11 protein-coding genes are annotated in these 12,126 nt (G+C 78.1%); 7 read left to right on the top strand and 4 right to left on the bottom strand.

Features of this window, described 5'->3' with window-relative positions; all coding sequences use genetic code 11:
- Window positions 1–161 precede the first annotated feature (161 nt).
- Together ACYQBY_RS12410 and ACYQBY_RS12405 are read left to right on the top strand one after the other, a co-directional pair.
- Window positions 162–1,094: a hypothetical protein gene (locus ACYQBY_RS12410; RefSeq protein ID WP_459644158.1), complete on the top strand. Its 933-nt coding sequence runs from the start codon at window positions 162–164 to the stop codon at window positions 1,092–1,094.
- Window positions 1,095–1,222: 128 nt separating this feature from the next.
- A complete protein-coding gene (locus ACYQBY_RS12405) occupies window positions 1,223–1,753 on the top strand; it encodes a hypothetical protein (RefSeq protein WP_459644157.1) in 531 nt (176 codons plus the stop codon).
- Between the two features lie 374 nt (window positions 1,754–2,127).
- Here the strand turns inward: ACYQBY_RS12405 and ACYQBY_RS12400 are convergent, their stop codons facing one another.
- The 4 genes from ACYQBY_RS12400 to ACYQBY_RS12385 all read right to left on the bottom strand — a co-directional run bounded on the left by ACYQBY_RS12400 (window position 2,128) and on the right by ACYQBY_RS12385 (window position 6,268).
- Window positions 2,128–3,312, bottom strand: a complete 1,185-nt coding sequence (locus ACYQBY_RS12400) for a glycosyltransferase family 61 protein (protein ID WP_459644156.1) — start codon at window positions 3,310–3,312, stop codon at window positions 2,128–2,130.
- Window positions 3,313–3,387: 75 nt separating this feature from the next.
- Complete coding sequence (locus tag ACYQBY_RS12395) at window positions 3,388–4,236, bottom strand: DUF4097 family beta strand repeat-containing protein (RefSeq protein ID WP_459644155.1); 849 nt, start codon at window positions 4,234–4,236, stop codon at window positions 3,388–3,390.
- Window positions 4,233–4,913 carry a response regulator gene (locus tag ACYQBY_RS12390; protein WP_459644393.1) on the bottom strand — a complete coding sequence of 227 codons (681 nt, stop codon included), beginning with the start codon at window positions 4,911–4,913 and terminating at the stop codon, window positions 4,233–4,235. The genes ACYQBY_RS12395 and ACYQBY_RS12390 overlap by 4 nt, the downstream gene beginning before the upstream one ends.
- Window positions 4,914–4,921: 8 nt before the next feature.
- Window positions 4,922–6,268 carry a sensor histidine kinase gene (locus ACYQBY_RS12385; RefSeq protein ID WP_459644154.1) on the bottom strand — a complete coding sequence of 449 codons (1,347 nt, stop codon included), beginning with the start codon at window positions 6,266–6,268 and terminating at the stop codon, window positions 4,922–4,924.
- A gap of 164 nt (window positions 6,269–6,432) precedes the next feature.
- On the opposite strand from ACYQBY_RS12385, the gene ACYQBY_RS12380 reads away from it, so the two are divergent.
- The 5 genes from ACYQBY_RS12380 (at window position 6,433) to ACYQBY_RS12360 (ending at window position 12,093) form a co-directional block, all read left to right on the top strand.
- A complete protein-coding gene (locus ACYQBY_RS12380) occupies window positions 6,433–8,709 on the top strand; it encodes an MMPL family transporter (protein ID WP_459644153.1) in 2,277 nt (758 codons plus the stop codon).
- Window positions 8,710–8,773: 64 nt separating this feature from the next.
- On the top strand, window positions 8,774–9,619 hold the full coding sequence (locus tag ACYQBY_RS12375; protein WP_459644152.1) for an alpha/beta fold hydrolase: 846 nt from the start codon (window positions 8,774–8,776) through the stop codon (window positions 9,617–9,619).
- The gene (locus ACYQBY_RS12370; RefSeq protein ID WP_459644151.1) at window positions 9,604–11,277 is read left to right on the top strand and encodes a SpoIIE family protein phosphatase; all 1,674 of its coding nucleotides are present in this window, start codon (window positions 9,604–9,606) and stop codon (window positions 11,275–11,277) included. The genes ACYQBY_RS12375 and ACYQBY_RS12370 overlap by 16 nt, the downstream gene beginning before the upstream one ends.
- Window positions 11,274–11,684, top strand: a complete 411-nt coding sequence (locus tag ACYQBY_RS12365) for a YchJ family protein (protein WP_459644150.1) — start codon at window positions 11,274–11,276, stop codon at window positions 11,682–11,684. Before ACYQBY_RS12370 ends, ACYQBY_RS12365 begins: the two co-directional genes overlap by 4 nt.
- Before the next feature lie 13 nt (window positions 11,685–11,697).
- Window positions 11,698–12,093, top strand: a complete 396-nt coding sequence (locus ACYQBY_RS12360; RefSeq protein WP_459644149.1) for a VOC family protein — start codon at window positions 11,698–11,700, stop codon at window positions 12,091–12,093.
- Window positions 12,094–12,126: the final 33 nt, after the last annotated feature.

Genomic DNA, 12,126 nt, shown 5'->3' with positions numbered 1-12,126 from the left:
CCCCCCCCGTCCGTGCGTCCGGGGAGGTGCGGTGCTCCGGGAGAGGGGACTCTCCGTGCACATTGCGGCCGTTCGCGTGACGATACTCAGGGCGGAGGTTGGCCCGGTGCAATCGTGGGGACACGGTCGAGCCTGGAGGCGCAGTCATGCACTACTCGTTGGTGAGTTCCCCCGTGCTGGGTTTCGACCTGGTCCGGCTGGCGGGGGGCGACGCGGTCGCGGGCGTTCTGCTGCGCGCCCTCGCGTGCTCGCCGGACGACCTGGCCGTCCTGGCCCGCCGGCACGACGGGCCCGCCCGGGAGCGCGCCTGGGACCGGGTGCGGGAGATCACCGAGTCGATGCCGCGGATGGGCGACGTCCTGTCGGACCTGGCCTCGGACCTGACCGAGGGCGGCGCCGAGGAGGGCTGGAGCGGCCCCCGGGCCGAGGCCGGTGTGCTGCGCGTGCTGCAGTCGAGCACCGTCGCCGACGCCGACGCGCTGGTGCGCCTGGTGCACCACGACGTGCTGGACTGGACGTGGACGCAGGACGGCGGGGTGGGGCTGCGCACGGAGCAGGCCTCGCAGGCCGCGGAGGTCCTGGCGGACGCCGCCGTCTCGGCGTACCTCTCGGCGTGGCTGCCGCCGGACCTGCGCCGGGTCCTGGCCGCGCCGTACCTGTCGGCGGCGAAGGAGCTGCCGCCGCTGCCGCGCATCCCCGCCGGGCTCGGGCCCGCGCAGGCGGGGGCGGTGGAGCTGCTGGAGCGGCTGGCGGCGATGGACACGGAGGACCGCGCGTGCCTGCGCGCCGCCACGCAGAGCGTGAAGGCCAGCGGCGGGGACTGGGCGTCCGCCGTGCACGACGCGTCGTGGGCGGTGCACCTGTCGGACCGCGTCCGGACGGCCGCGCAGGCGCAGATGCTCGCGGTGCGCGCCTTCCGCGCGGGTGGCCTGGACGCCGCGGACGGCGCGAACGGCGTGTGGAACGCCATCAGCGGCGCGCTGCACGCGGAGGTCGTGGCGGACCTGCTGGGCGGGCAGTCGCGCGAGCGGCTGCTGCGCCCGTGGGAGGTGGCGTTCCCGCCGGTCCCGCCCGCGGGGCCCACCCTGGCCTGACGTCCGTCCTGCCGGCGCCCCCTCCTCCACCCCGCCCGGGTGGGGCGAGGGGGCGCCGGCGTGTGCGGGGGTGTTCGCCCCGAGCGCACAGCGTTGACGCTGCAAGCGCGTAATCGTGTAATCAACGTATGGACGACATCGCAGCATGGTTCCGGGGCCGGCTCCCCGGGGAGTGGTTCGAGGGCGACCCCGACGTCACCGTCGACCGGGAGGAGGTCCTCGTCGTGGGGCGGCTCGCCGACCCCGGCGCGGCCCCGGGGGAGCAGCCCTCCGGGGAGCAGGCCGCCGGCGGGGACGCCTCCGCCCAGCGGCAGGCCGAGGCCGGGCGCATCGCCCGCTTCCGCGAGGACACCCGCACCGCGCGGATGCGCATCGCGGACGAGGCCGAGGCCCGCTTCGGCCGCAAGGTGGCCTGGGGCGCGACGTGCGGGCCGACGCGCTCGGTCTTCACCAGCCTGGCCGTGCCGGTCATGACGCGGCTGCGCCAGCCGGAGCGGCGGGTGCTCGACACCCTCGTCGCCGCCGGGGTGGCCCGCTCCCGCGCCGAGGCCCTGGCCTGGTGCGTGCGCCTGGTCGGGCAGCACGAGGGCGACTGGATCGAGCGGCTGCGCTCGGCGCTGGGGGCGGTCTCCGAGGCCCGGGCCTCCGGCCCGGCCTGAGCGGGGCCACGCGCGGGGCCGGCCCACGCTCCACCCCGCCCCTCTCCGGGTCTGGGCGGGCCGGGGCGGGCGTGGTGCGCCCGAACCCGGAGATGGGCGGGGTGGGGGAGCTCGGCGGTGAACGTCCGGTGACCTGGCGGTGGCGCAGGTGACGCGGAGGTGGACGGGAAGATTTCCTCCCGGGGCGTGTAACACCCGGACGGAGCCTGCCGATAGGGCTCGTGAGTCCGGGGGGACTCGTGCCAGGAGGGCGGGGGGCTCTCCGGCGCGAGCCGGGCGGGGGGGAAGTGCGTCGCGCCTGACGGTGGCTGGGGGGCCGCCGTCAGGCGCGTTGCTTTCTCCGCCCCACGCCGGACCGCCGGCCCCGGAGGACCTCAGCCCAGCGCCGCGAGCTCCCGGCGCAGCTCCGCGACCGGGACGTGCACGTCCGCCAGGTTGTCCGGGTAGCGCAGCGGCCACGGCAGCGCCGGCTCCGAGCCCACCACGCAGCGGTACCGCAGGCCGGCCGTCGCCGCGAGCTTGCAGGACGCCCCGTACACCAGGTTGCTCGGCATCAGCTCCAGCAGCGTCGAGCCCGGCCGGCACCACGCGACGTTCGCCATCCCGGCCCCGATCAGCCCGGCCACGACGTCCGCGCCCGCCATCAGCGACGCCTCCGCCCGCACCCCCAGCTCCTCCGGGTCCACGACCGTGAAGCCGTGCCCGTCGAGGACGTCGAGCACCTCCTCGCGGTTCACGATGCGCCGGTGCGTGCTGGCCCTGCGGTCCAGGAACACCCGGCGCGGCCCGCCGCCTCCCGCGGGGACCGCCTCCGGAGGCACCCGCTCCCGCAGCCACCGCACGATCCACGGGTGCACCCAGCGCGCCCGCCCCGGCACCGACGCCACGAGCAGCCGCTCGCAGGACAGCGCCTCCCCGGCGACGGGCGAGATGCGCCGCTCCTGCGGGACCCCCAGCAGGTCCAGCCACTCCCGCACGTACCCGGAGCCCTGGTCCGGCACCAGCCAGGCGTCCACCGCGGCCGGGTCGGCCACCTCCGCGAGCAGCTCGTGGCGCGGGGCCCCCTGCACCGTCCAGTGGTAGTAGTTCTCCCACCACGGCAGCAGGAGGCTGGCGACGGTGCCCTCCAGGCGCACCTGCCGCGGCGCCGCGGCCCCGGACCCGGCGAGCGCCCGCACCCCCGGGTTGCGCCGCGCCACGTCGGGCGTGGGGTGCCCCGGCTCCCGCCACAGGTCGGTGAGCAGCGCGCCGTCGACGACCGCCCAGCCCTCCGCGCCCACCACCGTCGCGTCCCGCACGTCGAGCACGACCTCCTCCGGCACCCGGGTGAGGTCGCCCCAGCGGAAGGCGCGCCAGTCCGCCGCGCCCATCCCGGCGGGCCGCGACAGCCGCGGCGCCCACGCCTGGCGCACCACCGTCCGGGACAGCCGGCCCGCCCCGGCCAGCTCGGCCGAGGTCGTCGTGCGCAGCGGGGTGCCGAGCGCCGAGCGGGCACGCTTGAGCGGGACGAGGCAGCGGTGCCGCCCCGTGCGGGCCAGGTAGGCGGCGCCCAGGTTCACGGTGCGCAGGGTGACAGATGTTCAGACGCGCAACGACTGCGACGTCACGGGAGGGTGTCGCGGGAGGTGGTCCGGTCAGCGCGTCCCGGCCACCACGGCCACGTCGCCCGTGGTCGTCCGCACGGTCATCGGCCGGCCGTCCACCGTGTCGGCGGGCACCGCGCCCGTCACGTCCCCGGCCCGTGTCGCGATGTCCGTCGCGTACTGCGTCCCGTCGTCGGGCACGGAGACCGTGATGTCGCCGGTGTTCGCCTGCGCGGTGACGGAGACCGGCGCCGCGGTCAGCTCCGCACCGATGTCCCCGGTGTTCGTGCGCAGCTCCAGCGTCGCGACGGCGCCCTCCACGGTGAGGTCGCCGGTCCTGGTGGTGGCGTCCAGGCGCCCGCCCGCGGCGTCCTCCCAGGACAGGTCGCCCGTGCTCATCCGCGCGGTCACCTCCGACAGCGCACCCGACAGCGCCGCGTCACCCGTGCTCGCGTCCACGCGGACGGAGGTGCCCGGCGGCACCTGCACCTCGTGCCGCACGGAGCACGGCACGTACCAGGTGCCGCCGGAGCAGTCCGCCGTCAGCCGCAGCGTGCCGCCGTCCAGGGCGGCCGTCGCCACGGGTCGCCCGCCCCGCCCGCTCAGCCGGGTCGTCACCCGCGCACCGGTGCTGCCGGGGACGACCAGCACCTCGAGATCGCCCGTGCCGCTCTCCGCGACGACGGCCGTCACCGGGCCGGTGAAGTCCCGCGTGCTGGAGCGGGTCGTGCTCGTCATCTGCCCCAGCGCCAGCAGGCCCGTGCACACCACGAGGGAGCCGGCCAGGCCCGCCGCCACCCAGCGCCCGGGGTGCGCCGGGCCGGGCCGGCCGGTGGGGTGGGCGGTCAGGGGACCGGGGCCGTGCGCGGGGGCGGCGGTCTTGTCGAGGGACGTGGTCACGGGATCCTCCGGGGGGTGGCGCCGCTGCGGACGGCGGTCTCGAGGTAGCGCAGGACGGCCAGGACGCGCCGGTGGTCCTCCGAGTCAGGAGGCAGGTCGAGCTTCGTGAAGATGCTCGAGACGTGCTTCTCCACCGCCTTCTCGCTCACGACGAGCTGGGCGGCGATCGCGGAGTTCGAGCGGCCCTGCGCCATCAGGCCCAGCACCTCCGACTCCCGCGGGGTCAGGCGGGCCACCGGGTCGTCCCGCCGCACCCGCGACAGGAGCTGGGCGACGACCTCGGGGTCCACGGCGGTCCCTCCCCCGGCGACGTGGTGCAGGCTGCGGACGAACTCCGCGACGTCCGCGACGCGGTCCTTGAGCAGGTAACCCACGCCCGTGGCCCGGCCGGCCACCAGGTCGGTGGCGTAGTCCTCCTCCACGTACTGCGAGAGCACCAGCACCGCGGTGCCGGGGTGCTGCTGCCGCACGACGAGCGCGGCGCGGATGCCCTCGTCGGTGAACGTCGGCGGCATCCGCACGTCCACCACCGCCAGGTCCGGGGCGTGCTCGGCGACGGCGGCCAGCAGCGGCTCCGCCCGGTCCACCGCGGCCACCACCTCCACGCCCTCCGCGGTCAGCAGGCTCACCAGGCCCTCCCGCAGCAGCACCGAGTCCTCCGCGATCACCACGCGCAGGGGGGCGCTCACCGCGCACCGAGCCCGTCGCGGGTGCCCCAGGGCAGGCCCGCGGTCAGGACCGTCGGCCCACCCGCGGGGGAGTCCACGTGCAGCCAGCCGTCCACGGACGCCAGCCGGTCCGCCAGCCCCCGCAGGCCGGAGCCGCCCGCACCGGCGGGCACCGGCCCGGAGGCGGCCCGCGCCCCGCCCGCGCCGTCGTCGCGGACCCGCAGCAGCAGCTCCCGGCCCTCGCGCCACACCTCCACGTGCGCCCGGGAGGCCCGCGCGTGCTTGGCGACGTTCGTCAGGGCCTCGGAGACGCAGAAGTACGCGATGGCCTCGCTCGTCGCGGACGGCCGCCCGTCGCGGGCCGGCTCCAGGGCCACGTCCACCGCCACCGGCACCGGCGAGCTCGCCGCCAGCGCCGACAGCGCCGCGTCGAGACCGCGGTCGGTCAGCACGGGCGGGTGGATGCCGCGGGCCACGTGCCGCATGTCCGCGATGGCCTCCTTCGCGGTGCCGTGCGCCCTGTCCAGCAGCTCCCCGGCCGCCGACGGGTCCCGCTGCAGCGCCCGCTGCGCCATGCCGAGCTGCATCGCCAGGGCCACCAGGCGCTGCTGCGGGCCGTCGTGCAGGTCCCGCTCGATGCGGCGGCGCTCCGCCTCCACCGAGTCCACCGCCCGCTCGCGGGTCACCGTCAGGGACTCCACCCGCCGCTGCAGCGCGGCCTCCCGCGCCGCCCGCGTCGGGGCCAGCAGCACCTGCGCGGAGGCGACCTCCGGCACGACGAGCACGCGGGCCAGGAACGGGGTGCCCAGCACCAGCAGCGCACCGAGCAGGGCCGCGGCGGGGCCGTCCACCGGCATCGGCACCGCCGGGGAGAGGAACGGCCAGGACAGCCCCGCACCCGCCCCGGGCAGGAAGGGCGCCACGAGCGCGGCGAGCCCGCCGCCCAGCAGCACCGCCACGACGGTGCCGCTGAGCAGGCCCCACACGCACACCAGGAGCAGGTGCAGGGCGGTGCGCCACGGCTGCGGGTCCAGCAGCACACGCCGCCACCACGAGCCGGGCCCGTGCGCCGGCAGCGGCCCCGGCACGGCCACGCCGAGCAGGTTCGCGTGCCGCCAGCGCTCCAGCGACGCCGTCGCCCGCGCCCCCCACCGCGCCGCCAGCAGCAGCGGCGCGCCGGTGAGCAGGACGGGCACGAGGGCGGCGCCCACGAGGAGCACGACGACCTCGGTGAGGTAGAGGCCCACCAGGAGCAGGTCCAGGAGCAGGTGGCACGCGGCCCACCAGCCCTCGGACCAGCTGCGCGCGAGGGAGGAGCGGTGCGGCACCGCCACACGGGGCAGCGGGGGAGAGGTGCTGGTCACGGAGCCGACACTAGGTCCGGGCCGGCGCCCCGCGGGAGCGTGCGGGCCCCCCTCCCCGGGGTGGGGGGAACCCCACCCCGGGGAGGGGTGGGCGCACCAGCGACGGGGTGGTGCCGGGGACGCCAGGTTCGGGGTGTTGCCGATCACGTCGCCCGGAGGCCCCTGTGACCACCCCGCCCGCCCCCACGCCCGCCCAGCACCGCGGCGCGTCCCTGCCCGCCCAGGCCGCCCCGCCCTCCGCCCTGCCCTCCGCCCTGCCCTCCGCCCCGCCCTCCGCCCCGCCCTCCGGGCCGCCGGACGGTTCCTCCCGGGGCGCGGCCCTCGCCGCGGCCAGCACCCGGCGCCCCCGGCTCGTCGTCCTGGCGTGGGTGCTGCTCGCCGCCGCCGCGTTCCTGCCGCTGTCCCGCGGCACCACGACCGTCGACGGCCCCCAGCAGCACGTGGGCGACTCGCGCGCCGCCGCCGTCGCCACCTCCGGCGCGGACTTCGGCGGTGGGGTGCGCGAGACCGTCGTGCTCACCGCGCCGCGGGCGCTCGGGGAGGCGGACGTGGCGCGCCTGCACGCGCAGGTCCTCGACACCTACCGCGGCACCCCGCACGTGCAGCGCGTCGGGGAGGGCGCCCTGTCCGCCGACGGGCGCACCTACGCCGTTCCCCTGCACCTGGACACCCCGCCCGGGCGGGACCCCGAGGAGGACGTCGCGGGGTCGCTGGAGCGCACCGCGGCGCTGGCGGCCGCCAACCCCGGCCTGCGCATCGGGCAGGTCGGCCCCGGCTCGGTCGGCCGGCAGATGGGCGAGCGGCTGGGGCAGGAGCTGCAGCGGGCGGAGCTGCTGAGCATCCCGCTGACCCTGCTCGTGCTGCTCCTGGCGTTCGGCTCCCTCGTGGCCGCCGTCGTGCCCGTCGTGCTGGGCCTGCTCGCCGTGGTCGTCGCGATGGGCCTGACCGCGCTCGTCTCCACCGTCCACCCCGTGGCGCCGGAGGCCGCGAGCCTCACGCTGCTCATCGGCCTGGCCGTCGGCGTGGACTACGCCCTGTTCGTCCTGCGCCGGGCCCGCACCGCCCGCGCGCAGGGCCTGACGGTGCGCGGGTCGGTGCTGCTGTCGGCGCGCACCTCCGGCCGCGCCGTCGTCGTCTCCGGCGCGACCGTCGTGGTCTCGATGGCGGGGATGCTGGTGGCCGGCGGTCTCTACACCTCCCTCGCCCTCGGCGCGGTCCTCGTCGTGGCGGTCGCGGTGCTGGCCTCCGCGACGCTCCTGCCGGCCGTGCTGGTGCTCCTCGGCGACCGGGTGGAGGCGCTGCACCTGCCGCGCCGCCGCCGCGACCGGGACGGCGCGTCCGGCTGGGGCCGCCTGGCGGCCGCCGCCGCGGCCCGCCCCGCCGCCGCGCTGCTCGCCGGGGGCGCCGTCCTCGTGGCCCTGGCGGTGCCCGCGGCGGGGATGCGCACGGCCCTCGCCGGGAACGAGTCGCTGCCCCGGGAGCTGTCGAGCGTGCAGGCGATGGACCGGCTGGACGCCGCCTTCCCCGGCTCCGGCTCCACCGTCGACGTCGTCGTCACCTCCCGCGCCGCCGACGCCGCGCAGGTCACCGCCGCGCTCACCCGCCTCGGCGCCCGCGCCGGGCGGGACGCGGCGGCGCTCGGTCTGCGCCCCTCCCCGGGCGAGCCGCCCGCCGTGCGCTCCTCCACCGACGGCACCGTCCACGTCCTGGCGCTGCCCCTGGCGGCGGCACCCTCCGGCGAGGCGGCCGAGGAGGCCGTGGGGCAGGTCCGCGCCTCCCTCGTGCCCGCCCTGCGCGCGGACCTGCGCGGGGTGGGTGGCACGTCCGTCCACGTCGGCGGCGCCGCGGAGGGGACCGACCTGGCGCGGTGGATGTCCGACCGGCTGCCGTGGGTCGCGGGGTTCGTCCTGCTCCTGACGTTCGCGGTGGTGCTGGTCTCCTTCGGCTCCCCGGCGCTGGCGCTGGCGACCCTGGTGCTCAACGCGCTGAGCTGCCTGGCGGCGTTCGGGGTGGTGACGCTGGTCTTCCAGGGCACGTGGGCGCAGGACCTGCTCGGGTTCACGTCCACGGGGGCGGTGGTGAGCTGGCTGCCGGTGCTGGTGCTGGTCGTGCTGTTCGGCCTGTCGATGGACTACCACGTGCTCGTCGTGGCCAGGGTCCGCGAGGAGTTCCTGGCCGGGCTGCCCGCCCGCCGGGCCGTGGAGGTGGGCGTGGCCCGCACGGCGGGCGTCGTGACCAGCGCGGCGGTCGTCATGGTGGTGGTCTTCGCGGTGTTCGGGACGATGTCGGACCCGGGCATGAAGCAGTTCGGGGTGGGCCTGGCGGTCGCGGTGCTCCTGGACGCGACGGTGGTGCGGGGGCTGCTGCTGCCGGCGGCGCTGTCCGTGCTGGGCCGGCGCGCGCACACCGGCCCGCGGTGGGTGCCGGCCCTGCACGGGTGAGGCGCGGGCCCGGCGGCGCCGTGGCCTGTGTACGGGAGGGCACCGGGCAGGGGAGAGTGGGCGGGTGGATGATCAGGCGACGGTGTGCCCACCCGCGGCCGGGGAGGTGCTGCGCCGCCACGCGGTCACCCTGCGGGGTGTCCCCGGGGCCGTGCCGCTCGTGTTCGCGCACGGCTTCGGCTGCGACCAGGGCGTCTGGCGCGAGGTGGCCCCCGCCTTCGAGAGCACCCACCGGGTGGTGCTGTTCGACCACGTCGGGGCCGGGACCTCGGACCTGCGGGCCTGCGACCCCGTCCGCCACTCCCGCGTGGAGGGGTACGCGCAGGACGTCGTGGAGCTGCTCGACGCCCTGCGCGAGGTGCACGGCACCGGGCCGGTCGTGTTCGTCGGGCACTCCGTCAGCGCGATGGTCGGCGTCCTCGTCGCCGCCGCCCGCCCCGACCTCGTCTCCCGGCTCGTGCTGCTGGGCCCCAGCCCCCGCTACGTCGACGACGAGGGCTACCGCGGCGGGTTCAGCGCGCAGGACATCACCGAGCTGCTGGAGACCATGGACGGCAACTACCTGGGCTGGGCCTCCACCGTCGCCCCCCTGGTGATGGGGGTGCCGGAGCGCCCGGAGCTGGGGCGGGAGCTCACGGCGAGCTTCTGCCGCACCGACCCCGTCCTCGCGCGGCGCTTCGCCCGGGCCACGTTCCTCGCCGACAACCGCGCCGACCTGGCCCGCGTGCGCACCCCGTCCCTGGTGCTGCAGACCTGCGTGGACGCCATCGCCCCGCCGGCGGTCGGGGAGTACGTCCACCGCGCCCTGCCCGGCAGCGGCTACGTGGTCCTCGACGCCGTCGGCCACTGCCCGCACCTGAGCGCCCCGGGCGAGGTCGTCGGCGCGCTGCGGCGGTGGCTGGAACCGTGACCATGACGCCCGCGCCCCCGGACGGCACGCGCACCGCGTGGGACGAGGCGCCCTGCGGGCTGCTGACGTGCACGGCGGACGGCACCATCACCGACGCCAACGCGACGGCGCTGCGCTGGGTGCACCGCCCGGCGCACGAGGTCGTGGGCCGGATGTCGCTGACGGACCTGTTCCCCGTCGGGGCCCGCATCTACTGGGAGACGCACCTCGCGCCGCTGCTGCACGTGGAGCGGGAGCTGCGGGAGGTCGCCCTGGACCTGCGCGGGCCCGCCGGGCGCCTGCCGGTGCTGCTCGCCGCGGCCGCGGAGCCCGCCGACCCCGCCGACGGCCCGGTGCGCACGGTCCACGTGGCCCTCTCCAGCGCCGCCGAGCGCCTCCGGTACGAGCGCGAGCTGCTCGCGGCCCGCACCACCGCCGAGCGCGCCGTCGAGCAGGTGCGGGTGCTGCAGGAGGTCACGGCGGCCCTGTCGGGGTCGCTGGGTGTCGAGGGGGTGGTGGCGGCGCTGCTGCGCACCGCGGTCCCCGGCTCGGGCGCGCAGGCCGGGACGCTGTGGCTGCACGCACCGGGCAGGGGGCTGCTCAGGAGCGGCGGCGTGGGCGAGGACCCCGCGGACTGCCCGGAGCCGGACCCGGAGCCGTCCACCGCGCCGGTCCGCACCCACCGGGGCCGGGTGCTCGTCGCGCTGCGGGGCCCCGCGGGGCTGTCGGGGGTGCTCTCGCTGCGCCCGCCGGCGCTGGCCCCCTCGCCCGCGCCGGGCGGGGAGCTCCTCGACGAGGACGTGCTCGCCGCGCTGGGCCGGCACGCGGGCCTGGCCCTGGAGCGGGCCCGGATGCACGAGCGCGACGCCGGGGTGGCCCACACGCTGCAGCGCTCCCTGCTGGCCGTCGAGCCGCCGCGGGACGCGCGCTACGCCGTGGCCACCGTGTACCGCCCGGGCGTGGAGGCGCTGGAGGTCGGCGGGGACTGGTACGACGTCTTCAGCCACGAGGTCTTCGGCCTCGACGTCTTCCCGCGCGGCGACCCCCGCCGCGGCGTGCCGGGTGCCGGGCGGGACGTGCTCTCCTTGGTGGTGGGCGACGTCGTGGGGCGGGGCCTGGGCGCGGCGAGCGCGATGGGGCAGCTGCGCAGCGCCGTGCGGGCGGTGGCCGGGCCGTGGGTGGGCCCGGGGGCGCTGCTCACCCGGCTCGACGCGTTCGCGGAGCAGGTGGAGGCCGCGGCGCTGGCCACCGTCGCCTACGGCGAGCTGGACCTGGAGCTGGGCCGGCTGCGCTACGCGTGCGCCGGGCACCCGCCGCCGCTGCTGCTGCGCGCGGGGGCGGAGCCGGAGCTGCTGTGGCGGGGGCGCTCGACGCCGCTGGCGGCGTCCGTGCCGGGCCTGTCGCGCCCGGAGGCGGAGGTGTGGATGCGGCCGGGGGACCGGCTGCTGCTGTACACCGACGGTCTCGTGGAGCGCCGCAGGCGGGAGCTCGACGCGGGCCTGCGCGCGCTGGTGGAGACCGCGGCCGGCGTCGGCGACGTGCCCGTCGCGGAGGCGGTGCGCTCGCTGACCGGGGAGCTGCTGCGGGACGAGGACGGGCACGACGACGTGTGCGTGCTGCTGCTCGCCTGGAACGGCCCGGCGGGCGGCGTGCCGCGCGCGGCCGCCGCGCGGTGGTGAGCGGCGGCGCGCCGCCCGCGGGGGCGCGCTGCCCGTGCGGGACGGGTGAGGTGTACGCCGCGTGCTGCGGGCGGCTGCACAGCGGGCAGGGGCGGGCCGCGACCGCCGAGGCGCTCATGCGCTCGCGCTTCAGCGCCTTCGCCGTCGGCGACACCGCGTACCTGCTGGCCACCTGGCACCCGTCGACGCGCCCGGCCGCGCTGGAGCCCGACCCGGACGTGCGCTGGGTGCGCCTCGACGTGCTGGCCACGGGGGCCGGTGGTTTCCTCGACGCCGAGGGGACCGTGGAGTTCCGCGCCGTCCACCGGGGCCCGGGCGGGCGCGGCGTGCTGCACGAGCGCAGCCGGTTCGTGAAGGAGGACGGGCGCTGGCTGTACGTGGCCGCGCTGCCGACGGGAGGACGCTGATGGGCGGGGCACGGTGACGGGCGCGGCGCCGCGGCTGCGGGTGACGTCGACGACGCTGGACGCGCCGGACGCGCGGGAGCTGGCGGGGTTCTACCGGCGCCTGCTCGGGTGGGAGGCCACCGAGGACGAGCCGGAGTGGGTGGTGCTCTCCCCGCCAGGCGGCGGCACGGGCGTCTCCTTCCAGACGGAGCCCGGCTACGTGCCGCCGGTGTGGCCGGGCCGCCCGGGCGAGCAGCTGATGATGGCGCACCTGGAGATCGCGGTGGACGACCTCGAGGAGGCCGTGGAGCACGCGCGGGCGGCGGGGGCGCGGGTCGCGGGGTTCCAGCCGCAGGACGACGTGCGGGTGTGCCTGGACCCGGCGGGGCACCCGTTCTGCCTGTACCTGCCGCACGGCCCGCAGGGCTGAGGCGCCCCGCTCCGGCCGCGGGCGCGGCCCGCG

It is taken from the genome of Kineococcus anabasis (assembly GCF_054590795.1).
The sequence above is the reverse complement of the archived record's forward strand: the minus strand, read 5'-3'. Positions and strand labels throughout refer to the sequence as shown.